The following is a 14,154-nucleotide window of genomic DNA, read 5'->3' on the forward strand; positions in this document are numbered from 1 at the left end:
AGCGCAGGTCGCCGGGACCGCTCAGCCCGGGCCGGCGGGACCGCTCAACGCAGGCCGGCGGCGATCGCGTCGACCAGCAGCGCGCCGAGCGTGCGGGCCATCACGGCGCGGGCCGCCTCGACATCGAGCCCCATCGAGTCGCGCATCATCGACCACGCCGACCAGGTGCCGGCCACCGTCAGCGCGTCCAGCAACTGCGCGCGGCCCGGCCCGGCCTGCGCCAGTTCCGGGGCGAACACCGCCTCGATCTCCTGCCGGACCCGGGCGACCGCCGCCTCCCGGTTGCGCCGCAACTGCGGGGAGAACGGCTCCCGCAGCGCCGACGCGCGGGCCGAGGGCGCCAGCACCTCCAGCAGCCGTGCGCGCTGGTCGCAGAACGCGGCGATCCGGGCGGTCAGCGGCAGTTCCGGCGGCACCGGCCGCCAGAGCGCGGCCTGCCGCTCGCCGACCCGCCGCCCGGTCGCGGCGAACAGCGTCTCCATGTCCTTGAAGTTGGTCCAGAGCGTGCGCAGCGACACCCCGGCCCGCTCGGCGATCCGTTCCCCGGTGGGCCGCAGGTCACCGGAGTCGATCAGGGCGAGGTGCGCCTCCACGATCGCGGCCCGGGTCCGCTCGGCCCGCGCCGCCCGGCCGTCCACCCGCTCCGGCGGGTCGGTCTCCAGCTCGATCATGGGTACGGGATCTCCTGTTGCTCGTCTGCCGGCGGCCACTCTACGTGCGTGCCGCCGGGCGGCTGGCACCCGGCCACCCGGCGACAGCACTGCGGTCAGGACGTCGGAACGGCGTCCGCCGGCGGGTTCGTCGGCGGCTCGGTGAACTCGGTGACGGCGCCGTCACCGTCGTCGGTGGTGTACGCGGGGCCGAAGTACGCCTGCGTGCCGTTGCTCACCTTGGTGAGCCGCACGCCGCCGTAGCCGGCGTGCACGCCGTCGGCGTACCGGAAGGGAACCAGGCCGGGCCCGCGGAAGCCGCCCTTGCGCACGGCCTCGACCAGCTTCTCCCGGGTGGGGTCGGGCCCGGCGGCGAGCATGGCCTGGACGAACGTGTACGCCATCGAGTAGCCGTAGATCGCGTTGCCGTCGACCGGGTTGCCCGCGTTGTACTTCTGGTGGATCTTGGTGAATTCCTGGATCCACGGGTTCGCGGTGTCACTCACGTTCGGCAGGTAGTTGTCGGCGACCATGCCCTCGAGGATCACCTTCTTGTCGCCGAGCTGGGCCGAGAGCGTGGTGTAGTCGGCGCCCACGTTGGAGACCACCCACTGCGCCTTGAAGCCCTGGCCGGCGGCCTGGCCCATGGCGAGCGCGGTGAAGCCGGGGATGGTCGCCGCGATGACCACCTGGCAGCCGGCCGCGCGCAGCGCCCCGATGGCCGGGCCGACCTGCTGGTTGGTGGTGGTGTACGTCTGCTTCGCCGCCACCGGGCCGAGAATCTGCTCCACCCCGGCGAGCGAGTCCCGCCCGAAGTCGTCGTTCTGCCCGAAGTGGCAGACCTTCGCGCCGGGGAACTCCCGCTTGACGTAGCTCGCCAGGATCTTGCCCTCGACCGTGTAGTCGGGCTGCCAGCCGAACGTCGTCGGATACTTGTCCGGCTGGTTCCAGTTGCGGCTGCCGGACGCGACGAACAGGTCCGGCACCTTCTGCGTCTTGACGAACTCCAGCACGTTCGTGTGCGTGGGCGTGCCCAAGCCGCCGAGCAGCGCGAAGACCTTGTCGTCGAGCACCAGCTTGCGGACCACGTTCTCGGTGCTGGCGGGGTTGTAGCCGTCGTCCATGACCTTGTAGACGATCTTCCGGCCGTGCACCCCGCCCTTGCTGTTGACGTGCTCGAAGTACGCCTTCGTGGCGGCGGAGATCTTCGAGTAGCCGGGCGCGGCCGGTCCGGTGAGCGGTTGGTGGGTGCCGATGACGACCTCGGAGCCGGTGACGCCGGGGACGTTCTCGGCGGCCTGCTTCTCGTCGTCGGCGCAGGCGGGCAACGCGGCCAGCAGGGCGAGGCCGGTGGCGGCCGCGAGAACGCGACGGGTGGTGGGGCGCATGGTTCTCCAATCCGGTGCGGCGGTGTGAACGGTGGGTGGAACCGGTGAGGTCAGCGGTCCGGCGACCGGTGGGGGACCCGGCGGCGGCGCAGCGCGGCGCGCAGCCGGGCGCGCACGGCGCGGACGCCGCCGGCGATGCCGCCCGGCGCGGCGAGCATGACGACGATGAGGACCAGGCCGAACACGGCCAGCGCGAGGTTGCCCTCCAGCCGCTGGGCCAGCCCGGCGGAGAGGCTGAGGTGCTCGGTGAGCAGGCCGGGCAGATCCTGGAGCGCGACCAGCAGCACCGCGCCCCAGACCGCGCCGGCCAGGGTGCCCAGCCCGCCGATCACGATGGCCATGAGCAGGAACAGCGACAGGTCCAGCGGGAACTTGCCGGGCGCGACGGTGGCGGTGATCATGGCGTACACGCCGCCACCCAGGCCGGCGCAGGCGGCACTGACCACGAACGCGAGCACCTGCGTGCGGGCCACCGGGATGCCGGCGAGCCGGGCCGCGACCTCGTCGTCGCGTACCGCCCGCAGGGACCGGCCGAAGCGGCTGCGCACCAGGTTTGCCAGCAGCAGCATGGTGAGCAGCGCGGCGGCCAGCGCGATCCAGGCCAGCCAGCGTTCCGGCTGGAAGTAGGCGCCGAGCGCCGCCGGTGGCGTCTGCGCCGGAAACGGCAGACCCTGTTCGCCGTTGAACACGCCGGTGAAGATCGTGGTGACCGCCGGGACGAGCGTCGCCACCGCCAGCGTGACGCCGGCCAGGTAGGGGCCGCGCAGCCGGGCCGCGGCCAGCCCGACCACCAGCCCGCCCAGCGCGGTCAGCACGACGGCCGCCAGCAGCGACGCGGGCAGCGTCCACCAGCCGGACACGGCCCACTCGTCCAGGGCCCGCTGGGTCAGCGCCACCGTGTAGGCGCCGGTGGCCATCAGCGCGCCGTGCCCGAGCGAGAGTTGGCCGTTGAGCCCGACCAGCACCGTGTGCCCGGCGGTGACGCAGAGGAATGCACAGACGCGCGCCACCTGCAGGTTCTGGTACGGCGCGAGCTGGTTGGTGACCAGCACGACGAGCGTGCCGGCGAACACGGCCAGCGCCAGGTGACGCAGCAGCGTGGAACCGCGCGCCTCGCGTCCGGCCGGTGCGCCGGGGAGCAGCCGCCGCAGCGGGGACGGTGCCGGGGACGCGATCTTGGTGGGGGTGCTCGTCACACGTGCCTCGCTCTCGCCGCGGAGAAGAGCCCGCCGGGGCGGACCAGCAGGACGGCCAGCAGCAGCACCAGGACGGCCAGCGGAGTGGTGTCCGGTCCGAGGTAGCCGGTGACGTAGGACAGGATCAGCCCGACCAGCAGGCCGCCGACCACCGCGCCGACCGGGCTGTCCAGGCCGCCGACCACGGCGGCGGTGAACGCGACCACGAAGACCAGGTCCATGGCGTGCGAGTGCAGGCCGAGTCCGGTGGGGACGACGAGCATCCCGGCCAGCGCGCCCACCCCGGCCGCGAGCGCCCAGCCGAGCGTGAGCATCCGGCCGACGCTGACGCCGAGCAGCCGGGACACCTCGGGGGCGAACGCGGCGGCCCGCATCCGCAACCCGACCGGGGTACGGGTGAACAGCAACGCGAGCAACGCCACCACTGTCAACGCCGCGCCGAGCACCCACAGGTCGTACGGGGACAGCGCGGCGACCCCGCCGATGGTGAGCGCGTCGGTGTCGAACGGCGCCGGCGCGGGCCGGTAGTCGTTGCCGAAGACCATGCCGAGCACCGCCTGGATGACCAGCACCAGGCCGAGCGCGACGATCACCTGGTTGAGCGGGCCGCCCGGGCCGGCGAACCGCATCAGAAGCCGCTCCACCAGCGCGCCCAGGGCCAGCCCGGACAGGATCGCGGCGGCCAGGCCCAGCCAGTACGAGCCGGTGGCGGAGACGACCGCGTACCCGACGTAGGCGGTGGCCACGGCCATCGCGCCCTGGGCGAAGTTGACCACCCGGGCGGCCCGCCAGATGAGCACGAGCGCGAGCGCGAACGCCGCGTAGACCGCCCCGGCGGCGAGCCCGTCGAAGGTGAGGAACCAGAACCGCTGCATCCGCCACCCCTTCCTAGAATCCGAGGTACGCGTGCCGGAGCTGGTCGTCGTCGCGCAGCCGGGCGGCCGGCGCGGCAGTCACCACCCGCCCGAGCGACATGACGATGCCCTGGTCGGCGACGGACAGCGCGGAGCGCACGTTCTGCTCGACGAGCAGCACGGTGAGCCCGCGTTCGTCGCGCAGCCGCCGCAGCAGCGCCATGATCTGCGCGGTGACCTTCGGCGCCAGCCCGAGCGACGGCTCGTCGAGCAGCAGCAGCCGCGGCCGGGCGATCAGTGCCCGGCCGATCGCGAGCATCTGCCGTTCCCCGCCGGAGAGCTGGTGTCCGGCGTGGTCACGGCGGCGGGCCAGGGCGGGGAACAGCTCGTACACCTCGTCGAGCGCGCGCCGGGCGTCCGCCCGGTCGCGCCGCCACAGCCCGCCCAGGCGCAGGTTCTCCGCCACCGTCAGCTCGGTCACCACGCCGCGCCCCTCCGGCACGTGCGCGAGGCCGCGCCGGACCAGGTGTTCCACCCGGACGCCGCGCAGGTCCTCGCCCGCGTACCGGACCCGGCCGCCGGTGGGACGGAGCAGACCCGAGAGGGTACGCAGCAGCGTGGTCTTGCCCGCGCCGTTGGCGCCCAGCACGGCGGTGACCGTGCCGGCCGGGACGGTGAACGCGACGTCCCGCAGCACCGGCACCGGCCCGTAGCCGCAGCTGAGCGCCTCCACCTCCAGCACGGCGGTCACCGCGTGCTCCCCTCGGCCGGCACGTCGGCGCCCAGGTACGCCTCGGTGACCCGGGGGTCGTCGCGGATGCGCTCCGGCGGGCCGGCCGCGATCACCTTGCCGAAGTCGAGCACCACCAGTTCGTGGCAGACGGACATGACCAGGTCCATGTGGTGCTCGACGAGCAGCACGGCGCAGCCGTCCTCCCGGTCGGGCAGCGCGCGGACCAGGTCGGCCAGCTCGGCCACGTCGTCGGCGCCGAGGCCGCCGGCCGGTTCGTCGAGCAGCAGCAGCCGGGGGCGGGCGATCAGCGCGCGGGCCAGCGCGACCCGCTTGCGTACCGGGTACGGCAGGGTGGCCGGCGCCGCGTCGGCGTACTGCTCGATGCCCAGCTCGGCGAGCAGGCCCATGGCCCGGGCGCGCAGCCGCCGCTCGTCGTTGTCGCTGCGGGGCAGGCCGAACAGCGCGGCGGCGAAGCCGGCGCGGGCGGTGTGGCTCGCCCCGGCGACCACGTTCTCCAGCACGGTCAGCCCGGCGAACAGCCCGACCCCCTGGAGTGTGCGGGCGATACCGAGCCCGGTGAGGGCGTGCGGGCGGGGCCGGAACGGCCGGCCGTCCAGGGTGAGCGACCCCTCGGTCGGCCGGACGAAGCCGCAGACCACGTTGAACAGGGTGGTCTTGCCGGCGCCGTTGGGCCCGATCACGCCGACGACCCGGCCGGGCGGCACCCGCAGCGATACGTCGTCGAGGGCGACCAGGCCGCCGAAGCGTACGCCGACGTGGTGCAGCGCCAGGCCGTCGGCGGCTGTGGCCGGTGGGCTCATAGTCACCTCGTGCCGGTCGACGGAGCGGAGAAAACTAATTACACCGGGAGTGTACTTTTCTCTGCCGCCGCGTCAATGCCCCGACGATCACCGCTCGTTTCCCGGGGTTGTCGGCCTCCTACGTGCACGGTCGGTGCGATCATCCCGGCATGCGGTCGCGGGCACGGCGCAGAAACGTCCGCTCGGCCGCGTTGCCGGTGCCGGCGATCGCCGCGTCGTACGCCGCCCGGGCCTGCACCGGGCGGTCCAGGCGGCGCAGCAGGTCGGCCCGGATCGCGTGCCACACGTGGTAGCCGGCCAGGTCCAGACGCTCCACAGCGGCCAGTCCCGCCGCCGGCCCGCGTACCTCGGCGAGCGCGACCGCCCGGTTCAGCGCCACCACCGGCCCGGGCGCGACGGCGGCGAGCTGGTCGTAGAGCGCGAGGATCTGGGTCCAGTCGGTGGCGGCGGCGGTGGGCGCGTCCGCGTGCACCGCGCCGATCGCGGCCTGGATCTGGTACGGGCCGGGCCGGTCCCGGCGCAGGCACCGGCGGACCAGGTCCTGTCCCTCGGCGATCAGTTCCCGGTCCCACCTGCCGCGGTCCTGCTCGGACAGCGACACCGGCACCCCGTCCGGGCCGGTCCGGGCGGCGCGGCGCGCCTCGGTGAGCAGCATCAGCGCGAGCAGGCCGAGCGCCTCCGGCTCGTCCGGCATCAGCGTCACCAGCAGCCGGCCCAGCCGGATCGCCTCGGCGCCCAGCTCGGCGCGGCCCAGCCGCTCCCCCGCGCTCGCCGTGTGCCCCTCGTTGAAGATCAGGTACACCACGGCGAGCACCCCGCGCAGCCGGTCCGGCAGGTCCGCGTCGCGCGGCACCCGGTACGGGATGCCGGCGTCGCGGATCTTCGCCTTGGCCCGGACCAGGCGCTGGGCCATCGTCGGTTCCGGCACCAGGAAGGCCCGCGCGATCTCGGCGGTGCTCAGGCCGCCGAGCAGGCGCAGCGTCAGCGCCACCCGGGCGGGAGCGGCGAGCGCCGGGTGGCAGCAGGTGAAGATCAGGCGCAGGCGGTCATCGGGCACGGGCCCCTCCTCGGCGGGCGGGTCGGCGGCGTGCAGCAGGGCGGCCTCGGCGTGCCGCGCCGCCCGGGTCGCCTCGCGCCGCAACCTGTCGATCGCCCGGTTCCGGGCGGTGGTGATGATCCAGCCGGCCGGGCTGGGCGGTGGCCCGTCGGCGGCCCAGCGCGACACGGCGACCGTGAACGCCTCCTGGACCGCCTCCTCGGCGAGGTCGATGTCGCCGAGGAGGCGGACCAGGACGGCTACCGCGCGGCCGTACTCGGCCCGGAAGACCCGTTCGACGTCGGTCATCCCTCGCCCTGGAACGGGCGGACCTCGATCGGCAGCGTGGTCGCGAGGGCGTAGCGGCGGCCCCAGTCCAGCGCGGCGTCCAGGTCGGGCGCCCGGATGATGGTGACGCCGCCCAGGTACTCCTTGCCCTCGGCGAACGGCCCGTCGGTGACCAGCACCTCGTCGCCGGCCGGGCGCAGCACAGTGGCGGTCTGCGGGTCGTGCAGGCCGTTGCCGAACACCCAGCACCCCGCCTCCCGCAGGTCGCGGCCGACGGCCTCGACCTCCCGCATCACCCCGTCCAGGAACTCCGGGTCCGGGCGGCCCTGGCCGGCCGGCTGGTACATGCTGATCAGGTACTGCTTCATCGGCTTCTCCTCGTCAACGCCGGACGGCCCCGCGCCGTCCCTTCACCCTCCACACGAACGGTGGGCGCCCGTTTCGACACGCCGGGCCGGGTGAATCCGGCCGGGAGCGGGGTACGCCGTCGCGTGCGCCGTCACCGGGTCGTCGTCGTGGGCGCCGGGTTCTCCGGTCTGGCCTGCGCGCTCGCGCTGGACGCGGCCGGCGCCGAGGTGCGGGTGCTGGAGGCGCGGGACCGGGTGGGCGGCCGGACGCTCAGCCGCCCGCTGCCCGGCGGCGGCTGGCTGGATCTCGGCGCGCAGTGGATCGGCCCGACCCAGGACCGGATGTACGCGCTCGTCGCCGCGTACGGCCTGACCACGTTCTCCTCCCCCGCGCACGGCGCGGCGACGCTGCTGCTCGGCGGACGCCCGGCCACCGGCGAGCCGCCCGGGCTGTCCGCGCTGCTGGGCACGCTCGACGAGATGGCGGGCGCACTCGACCCGGCCGCGCCGTGGCGGGCCGCCGAGGCGGCACGGTGGGACCGGATCACGTTCGGCGGCTGGCTCGACGCGAGCGCTGCCGACCCGGTCACCGCCGGGTACGCGGGCCGGATGCTCGCCGGTGGGCTGCTGGCCGCCTCGCCGGACGAGGTCTCGCTGCTGCACATGCTGTTCTACCTGCGCAGCGGCGGCGGCACCGGGTCACTGCTGCGCATGGCCGGTGGCGCGCAGCAGGACCGACTGGTCGGCGGTCCGGCCGCGCTGGCCGAGCGGATGGCCGCCGCGCTGCCACCGGGGAGCCTGTGCCTGCGCGCCCCGGTGGACGGCGTCGCGCAGGACGGCGACGGTGTGCGGGTGCGCTCCGGCGGCGAGACGTACCGCGGCGACGCGGTGGTGGTCGCGCTGGCGCCGACGCTGGCCGGGCGCATCCGGTACGACCCGCCGCTGCCGCCGCTGCGCGACGGGCTGACCCAGCGGATGCCGATGGGTGTGGCGCTCAAGGTGCACGCGCTCTACCCGGAGCCGTTCTGGCGGGCCGACGGTCGCTCCGGCGTGTCCAGCACCGACACCGGGCCGCTCACCGAGACGGTGGACAACTCGCTGCCGGACGCGCCGGGCGGGGTGCTCACCGCGTTCAGCTACGGGGCGCAGGCCCGGGCGCTGCGCCGGCTGCCTGACGACGCGCGCCGGGACGCGCTGTGCGACGCGCTCGCCGCGATCTTCGGCCCGGCCGCCGCGCGCCCCGACGATGTCGTCGAGTACGACTGGTCGGCCGACGAGTGGACGCGCGGCTGCTTCTGTGGCGTCCTGCCACCCGGCGCGTGGTGCGCGTACGGCCCGGAACTGCGGACGTCAGTGGGCCGGGTGCACTGGGCCGGCACCGAGACCGCGACCCGGTGGAGCGGCTATCTGGAGGGCGCGGTGACCGCCGGCGAGCGCGCCGCCGCCGAGGCGCTCGCCCAGCTCGGCTGAGCACCCGATTCAGTGAGATTCTTCGATGCAATCTATTGAAAAGTTTCTCCGCCCTGTGCCCTAATGACGACAGTTCCTTTCGTCATACTCCCGCCGCCGGAGCGCGGCAACCCCCAGGGAGGACCGATGCACAGTTCGATCCGATCGGCGCTGCGCGCGGCCGGAGCCGCACTGCTCGCCACCGTCACCGTCGCCGCCGCGGCCCTGTCCGGGGCGGCCCCCGCCGGCGCCGCCCCGGCCGGACTGCCCGGCATGGACGTCTCCAGCTACCAGGGCAACGTGAACTGGTCCGGGGCGTGGGCGAACGGCGCCCGGTTCGCGTACGTCAAGGCGACCGAGGGCACGTACTACACCAACCCGTACTTCGCCCAGCAGTACAACGGCTCGTACAACGTCGGGATGATCCGCGGCTCGTACCACTTCGCCCGCCCGGACACCACGAGCGGCGCCACCCAGGCCAACTACTTCGTCGACCACGGCGGCGGCTGGTCCAAGGACGGGCGGACGCTGCCCGGGGCGCTGGACATCGAGTACAACCCGTACGGCGCGACCTGTTACGGGCTGAGCCAGGCGTCGATGCGCAGCTGGATCGCCTCGTTCGTCAACCAGTACTACGCCCGCACCGGCCGGTGGGCCACCATCTACACCACCACCGACTGGTGGAGCACCTGCACCGGCAACACCTCGCAGTTCGCCGCCAACAACCCGCTGTGGATCGCCCGCTACTCCAGCAGCGTCGGCACGCTGCCCGCGGGCTGGGGCACGTACTCGTTCTGGCAGTGGTCCTCCTCCGGGGTCTTCCCCGGTGACCAGAACGTCTGGAACGGCTCGCTCGACCGGCTGCGCGTCCTGGCCTGCAACGGACCCTGCTGAGACCGGCCCGGGCGTGGCGGGCGGTGCCGGTCCCGCCACGCCCGGCGTACCGGCCGATCCGGCGCTCCCCTTCCGCGAGGAGGTTGCGATGTCCGTTCCCGTACCCCGGCGGACCGTGCTGCGCGGCGCGGTCCTGCTCGGCGCCGCCGCCGGCGTCGGCGCGCTGACCCAGATCGGCTCCGGCCCCGACGCGCGGGCCGCCGCCACCCGGGTCGACCAGCCGGCCATCGCCAACTGCGCGACCTGGGGCGCCCGCCCGCCCTCGTCGCCGGTGAGCGTGGTGACCAGCCGGCCGAACAAGATCATCGTGCACCACACGGCGTTCCCGAACACCACCGACTACAGCCTCGCCCAGGCGTACCGCAACTCCCGCGACATCCAGAACCTGCACATGGACGGCAACGGCTGGCTCGACTCCGGGCAGCACTTCACGAACAGCCGGGGCGGCTACCTGACCGAGGGCCGGCACGGCAGCCTCTACGCGCTGCTGCACGGCCAGACCATGGTGCAGGGCGCGCACTGCGTCGGGCAGAACAGCCAGGCCATCGGCATCGAGAACGACGGCATCTACCTGGACGTGCAGCCGCCGCAGGCGCTCTGGAACAGCCTCGTCACGTTCTGCGCGTTCACCTGCCAGCAGTACGGCATCGCGCCCACGGAGATCTACGGGCACAAGGACTTCAACGACACGCAGTGCCCGGGCCTGCTGCACGACCGCCTGCCGGAGCTGCGCCGTACCGTCGCCGCCCGTCTCGGCGGCTGACCCACGGGGGTACGCGGGGCGCCCGGGTGCGACGGGCGCCCCGCGACGCGTCAGTCCTCGCTTATATAAGCCGTGCGTGATACAAAGGGATCGTGCACGCCTTCGACGTCCTCGGCGACCCGGTCCGGCGCCGGATCCTGGAGCTGCTCGCCGACGGCGAGCAGCCCGCCGGCGCGCTCGGCGAGACCGTGCGGCGGGAGTTCGGCATCAGCCAGCCCGCCGTCTCCCAGCACCTCAAGGTGCTGCGCGAGCACGGCTTCACGACAGTGCGCGCCGAGGGCACCCGCCGCCTCTACGCCGTGGATCCCGGCCCGCTGCGCGAGATCGACGCGTGGCTGGACGGGTTCCGCCGCTTCTGGACGCCGCCGCTGGCGGCGCTCGCCACCGAACTGGCCCGGAGCCGCCGCGAACGACGGCTGCGCGAGGACACCACAGACGACGAGAGGACCGAACCATGATCGACGTGACCGGACAGATCAGCGCCGTCGAGCGCCGCATCGGCGACCGCACGCTCCCCGCCGGGCACGCGCGGGTGCTCACCATCGCCCAGACGTACGACGCGCCCGTCGCGGACGTCTTCGACGCCTGCACGAACCCGGAACGGATACCCCGCTGGTTCCTGCCGGTCTCCGGTGACCTGAGCCTCGGCGGCCGGTACCAGTTGGAGGGCAACGCGGGCGGCACCGTCGAACGCTGCGACCCGCCGCACGGCTTCGCCGCCACCTGGGAGTTCGGCGGCGAGGTGAGCTGGATCGAGGTACGGCTGCACGAGGCCGGCCCCGGCCGCACCCGTTTCGAGCTGGAGCACGTCGCGCACGTCGACGACCAGCGGTGGGCCGAGTACGGTCCGGGCGCGGTCGGCATCGGCTGGGACCTGGCGCTGGTCGGCCTGGCCTCCCACTTCGCCGCCGACGGTACGGGCGTCGACCCGGCCGCCGCAGCAGACTGGATGGCCTCGCCCGAGGGCCTGCGCTTCGTCACCGAGTCCAGCAGAAGCTGGACAACCGCAAGCATCGAGGCCGGCACCCCCACCGAGCAGGCACACACGGCAGGCACCCGAGTAACCGCGTTCTACACAGGCGCCCCCACCCCCTAACCCCCTCCCATCCCGCCCCGCCCTCTCTCCCCGTCGATCTTGCGCTTTGAGCCCGCAGAATGTCCGGTAGGCGCGTTATGCGGGGCACCAAAGCGCAAGATCAACGGGGAGGGCGGGGACGGGCGGAGATGTCCGGGGTGGACGGTCAGGTCGGTGCGCCATCACCGGGGCGAAATGTGGCGGTGGGATGTCGGTGGGGTGGGGCAGACTGCGGGGCATGTCGATCCGTACCGTCGCCGACCTGACCGCCGCGCTCGACGCCGGGCAGACGGTCACGTACCTGCACTTCTGGGGGCACCGGCCGAGGCCTGACGGCAGCGTCGGCGCGAGCTGCCTGAGCCAGTGGTGGCCGGCGGCGTTCACAGTGGACGGCCGGGAGTTCGCCACCGCGGAGCACTGGATGATGTGGCACAAGGCCAGCCTCTTCGGTGACCACGCGATCGCCGAGCGGGTACTGACCGCCGGGCATCCGCACCGGGCCAAGGCGCTCGGCCGGCAGGTCCGCGACTTCGACGAGGCGGCCTGGACGGCCCGCCGCTACGAGATCGTGGTGGCCGGCAGCGTCGCCAAGTTCGCCCAGCACGAGCCGCTGCGGCGGTTCCTGCTCGGCACCGGCGACCGGGTGCTCGTCGAGGCCAGCCCGACCGACCGGATCTGGGGCATCGGCCTGACCGCGGACGACCCGCGCGCGGCCGACCCGGCGACCTGGCGGGGCGACAACCTGCTCGGGTTTGCCCTGATGGAGGCCCGCGCCACGCTCGCCGGCCGAGGGGGTGACGCCTGACCTCGGGCCATGGGTGCGGGTAACGTGCTGCGGCGTGACCGCGTACTCGCACTGCTCGTTCTGCGGCGCGGCCTACCCGGCGGACGCCGGGTGGCCGCGTGTCTGTTCCTCCTGCGGCGAGACGGTGTGGCGTAATCCGCTGCCGGTGGCGGTGGCGGTGCTGCCGGTCCGCACACCGGAAGGGCTCGGCGTGGTGGTGGTACGCCGCGACATCGAACCGGCCCGGGGACAGCTCGCGCTGCCGGGCGGCTTCATCGAGTACGGCGAGGAGTGGTCCGAGGCGCTCGTGCGTGAGCTGCGCGAGGAGACCGGGCTGCGGGCCGAGGCCGGTGAGGCGCGGCTGTTCGCGGTGCACGGCGCCCCGGCCGGCGGCACCATGATGGTCTTCGGGGTCCTGCCCGAGCGGCCGGTCGGTGACCTGCCGCCGTCGGCGCCGACCGAGGAGGCCACCGAGTGGCTGGTGCTCACCGATCCGGTCGAGCTGGCCTTCTCCACGCACACCCGGGTGCTGGCCGACTTCCTCGCCGAGCAACGCCCGATCTGACCGGAAGCGGGCGCGGCGCGGTCAGACGCGGGCCGGGACCGGCTGAGGTGAGAACGGCACGGCGGCCGGCGCCTCGGTCTCCGGCTCGCCGGCCGGGTGCCGCCACAACCCGCGCCGCCGCAGGATCGGCAGCACGCCCTCGCCGAACCAGTACGCCTCCTCCAGGTGCGGGTGGCCGGAGAGGATGAACTCGTCCAGGCCGAGCGCGTGGTACTCGGCGATCCGGTCGGCGACCTCGGTGTGGCTGCCGACCAGCGCGGTGCCCGCGCCGCCGCGTACCAGCCCGAATCCGGCCCACAGGTTGGGCGAGACCTCCAGCCCGTCGCGGGAGCCGCCGTGCAGGTCGAGCATCCGCCGCTGCCCCTCGGACTCGCTGCGGCGCAGGCCCTCCTGCACCGCGCGGACGTCGGCCTCGGGGATGCCGTCGAGCAGCTTGCGCGCCTGGGCCCACGCCTCCTCGGCGGTGTCCCGGCTGATCACGTGCAGCCGGATGCCGTACCGCAGTTCGCGACCGGCCTCGGCGGCGAGCCCGCGGATCCAGTCCAGCTTGCCGGCCACCTGCGCGGGCGGCTCGCCCCAGGTCAGGTACACGTCGCTGTGCCGGACCGCCACCGGCCCGGCCGCGCCGGAGGACCCGCCGAAGTAGACCGGCGGCACCGGGTCGGGCACCCGGCCGAGCCGGGCGCCCTCGACCCGCACGTGGGCGCCGTCGTGGTCGACCGTCTCGCCGCGCCACAGCGCCCGCACCACGTGCAGGAACTCGTCGGTACGCGCGTAGCGGGCGTCCTTGTCCAGGAAGTCGCCGTACGCGCGCTGCTCGGCGGACTCGCCGCCGGTGACCACGTTGAGCAGGAGCCGCCCGCCGGACAGGCGCTGGAACGTGGACGCCATCTGCGCGGCGAGGGTGGGTGAGAGCAGGCCGGGCCGGAACGCGACGAGGAACTTCAGCCGCTCGGTGACCTCGGTGAGCATGGCGGTGGTCAGCCAGGCGTCCTCGCACCAGGCGCCGGTGGGGGTGAGCGCCCCGGCGAAGCCGAGCTGCTCGGCGGTGCGGGCGATCTGCCCCAGGTACGCGACGCTCGCGGGCCGCGCGCCACCGGCGGTGCCGACCGGTACGCCGTGTCCGCCGCCCACGATGTCCCGGCTGTCGCCGTAGGTCGGCAGGAACCAGTGGAAGGTGAGCGACATGGTGTACCTCCGGTGCGGGATCGGACGGGTCGCCTCCTGAGTGGTGGGACGACCACGCCGACACACTACCCATAAAACCTATCGGGTTGGTAGGTTGCTGTCGCCCGCCGACGGCCGGGCCCA

General features: G+C 74.0%; 16 protein-coding genes. 7 read left to right on the forward strand and 9 right to left on the reverse strand.

Annotated elements, in window-relative coordinates; translation table 11 throughout:
• Positions 1 to 44: 44 nt before the first annotated feature.
• From CLT75_RS09785 to CLT75_RS09820, 8 genes are all read right to left on the reverse strand, one after another.
• Entirely contained in the window at positions 45 to 671 is a 627-nt protein-coding gene (locus tag CLT75_RS09785; protein WP_135240504.1) for a TetR/AcrR family transcriptional regulator, read from the reverse strand.
• A gap of 95 nt (positions 672 to 766) precedes the next feature.
• On the reverse strand, positions 767 to 2,038 hold the full coding sequence (locus tag CLT75_RS09790; RefSeq protein WP_135240505.1) for an ABC transporter substrate-binding protein: 1,272 nt from the start codon (positions 2,036 to 2,038) through the stop codon (positions 767 to 769).
• 50 nt (positions 2,039 to 2,088) lie between these two features.
• Positions 2,089 to 3,234 carry a branched-chain amino acid ABC transporter permease gene (locus tag CLT75_RS09795; RefSeq protein WP_135240506.1) on the reverse strand — a complete coding sequence of 382 codons (1,146 nt, stop codon included), beginning with the start codon at positions 3,232 to 3,234 and terminating at the stop codon, positions 2,089 to 2,091.
• Positions 3,231 to 4,109 carry a branched-chain amino acid ABC transporter permease gene (locus tag CLT75_RS09800; protein WP_135240507.1) on the reverse strand — a complete coding sequence of 293 codons (879 nt, stop codon included), beginning with the start codon at positions 4,107 to 4,109 and terminating at the stop codon, positions 3,231 to 3,233. Before CLT75_RS09800 ends, CLT75_RS09795 begins: the two co-directional genes overlap by 4 nt.
• Before the next feature lie 13 nt (positions 4,110 to 4,122).
• Positions 4,123 to 4,839 (reverse strand): ABC transporter ATP-binding protein, encoded by a 717-nt coding sequence (locus CLT75_RS09805; RefSeq protein ID WP_135240508.1) that lies wholly within the window; start codon positions 4,837 to 4,839, stop codon positions 4,123 to 4,125.
• Complete coding sequence (locus CLT75_RS09810; protein WP_135240509.1) at positions 4,836 to 5,642, reverse strand: ABC transporter ATP-binding protein; 807 nt, start codon at positions 5,640 to 5,642, stop codon at positions 4,836 to 4,838. The genes CLT75_RS09805 and CLT75_RS09810 overlap by 4 nt, the downstream gene beginning before the upstream one ends.
• A 139-nt stretch (positions 5,643 to 5,781) precedes the next feature.
• On the reverse strand, positions 5,782 to 6,987 hold the full coding sequence (locus CLT75_RS09815) for an RNA polymerase sigma factor (RefSeq protein ID WP_135240510.1): 1,206 nt from the start codon (positions 6,985 to 6,987) through the stop codon (positions 5,782 to 5,784).
• A complete protein-coding gene (locus CLT75_RS09820) occupies positions 6,984 to 7,334 on the reverse strand; it encodes a YciI family protein (protein WP_135240511.1) in 351 nt (116 codons plus the stop codon). Before CLT75_RS09820 ends, CLT75_RS09815 begins: the two co-directional genes overlap by 4 nt.
• Positions 7,335 to 7,457: 123 nt before the next feature.
• Between CLT75_RS09820 and CLT75_RS09825 the strand changes: the two genes are divergently transcribed.
• The 7 genes from CLT75_RS09825 (at position 7,458) to CLT75_RS09855 (ending at position 12,843) form a co-directional block, all read left to right on the forward strand.
• Positions 7,458 to 8,783 carry an NAD(P)/FAD-dependent oxidoreductase gene (locus CLT75_RS09825; RefSeq protein WP_135240512.1) on the forward strand — a complete coding sequence of 442 codons (1,326 nt, stop codon included), beginning with the start codon at positions 7,458 to 7,460 and terminating at the stop codon, positions 8,781 to 8,783.
• 126 nt (positions 8,784 to 8,909) lie between these two features.
• Positions 8,910 to 9,656: a lysozyme gene (locus tag CLT75_RS09830; RefSeq protein WP_135240513.1), complete on the forward strand. Its 747-nt coding sequence runs from the start codon at positions 8,910 to 8,912 to the stop codon at positions 9,654 to 9,656.
• 88 nt (positions 9,657 to 9,744) lie between these two features.
• On the forward strand, positions 9,745 to 10,419 hold the full coding sequence (locus CLT75_RS09835) for a peptidoglycan recognition protein family protein (RefSeq protein ID WP_135240514.1): 675 nt from the start codon (positions 9,745 to 9,747) through the stop codon (positions 10,417 to 10,419).
• 92 nt (positions 10,420 to 10,511) lie between these two features.
• Complete coding sequence (locus tag CLT75_RS09840; protein ID WP_135240515.1) at positions 10,512 to 10,877, forward strand: metalloregulator ArsR/SmtB family transcription factor; 366 nt, start codon at positions 10,512 to 10,514, stop codon at positions 10,875 to 10,877.
• Complete coding sequence (locus CLT75_RS09845; RefSeq protein ID WP_135240516.1) at positions 10,874 to 11,515, forward strand: SRPBCC family protein; 642 nt, start codon at positions 10,874 to 10,876, stop codon at positions 11,513 to 11,515. Before CLT75_RS09840 ends, CLT75_RS09845 begins: the two co-directional genes overlap by 4 nt.
• 217 nt (positions 11,516 to 11,732) lie before the next feature.
• Complete coding sequence (gene ybiA, locus CLT75_RS09850; RefSeq protein WP_486485112.1) at positions 11,733 to 12,299, forward strand: riboflavin biosynthesis intermediates N-glycosidase; 567 nt, start codon at positions 11,733 to 11,735, stop codon at positions 12,297 to 12,299.
• Between the two features lie 34 nt (positions 12,300 to 12,333).
• A complete protein-coding gene (locus tag CLT75_RS09855) occupies positions 12,334 to 12,843 on the forward strand; it encodes an NUDIX domain-containing protein (protein WP_135240518.1) in 510 nt (169 codons plus the stop codon).
• Between the two features lie 21 nt (positions 12,844 to 12,864).
• On the opposite strand, the gene CLT75_RS09860 is transcribed toward CLT75_RS09855, so the two are convergent.
• Positions 12,865 to 14,031, reverse strand: a complete 1,167-nt coding sequence (locus tag CLT75_RS09860) for an LLM class flavin-dependent oxidoreductase (protein WP_135240519.1) — start codon at positions 14,029 to 14,031, stop codon at positions 12,865 to 12,867.
• Positions 14,032 to 14,154: the final 123 nt, after the last annotated feature.

The sequence above is a fragment of the Micromonospora sp. CNZ285 genome (genome assembly GCF_004637285.1).

Coding starts and splice junctions, on each gene's coding strand:
- CLT75_RS09785 (WP_135240504.1), bottom strand. CDS start 671: ATGATCGAGCTGGAGACCGACCCGCCGGAGCGGGTGGACGGCCGGGCG.
- CLT75_RS09790 (WP_135240505.1), bottom strand. CDS start 2,038: ATGCGCCCCACCACCCGTCGCGTTCTCGCGGCCGCCACCGGCCTCGCC.
- CLT75_RS09800 (WP_135240507.1), bottom strand. CDS start 4,109: ATGCAGCGGTTCTGGTTCCTCACCTTCGACGGGCTCGCCGCCGGGGCG.
- CLT75_RS09810 (WP_135240509.1), bottom strand. CDS start 5,642: ATGAGCCCACCGGCCACAGCCGCCGACGGCCTGGCGCTGCACCACGTC.
- CLT75_RS09815 (WP_135240510.1), bottom strand. CDS start 6,987: ATGACCGACGTCGAACGGGTCTTCCGGGCCGAGTACGGCCGCGCGGTA.
- CLT75_RS09820 (WP_135240511.1), bottom strand. CDS start 7,334: ATGAAGCAGTACCTGATCAGCATGTACCAGCCGGCCGGCCAGGGCCGC.
- CLT75_RS09830 (WP_135240513.1), top strand. CDS start 8,910: ATGCACAGTTCGATCCGATCGGCGCTGCGCGCGGCCGGAGCCGCACTG.
- CLT75_RS09835 (WP_135240514.1), top strand. CDS start 9,745: ATGTCCGTTCCCGTACCCCGGCGGACCGTGCTGCGCGGCGCGGTCCTG.
- CLT75_RS09845 (WP_135240516.1), top strand. CDS start 10,874: ATGATCGACGTGACCGGACAGATCAGCGCCGTCGAGCGCCGCATCGGC.
- ybiA (WP_486485112.1), top strand. CDS start 11,733: ATGTCGATCCGTACCGTCGCCGACCTGACCGCCGCGCTCGACGCCGGG.
- CLT75_RS09860 (WP_135240519.1), bottom strand. CDS start 14,031: ATGTCGCTCACCTTCCACTGGTTCCTGCCGACCTACGGCGACAGCCGG.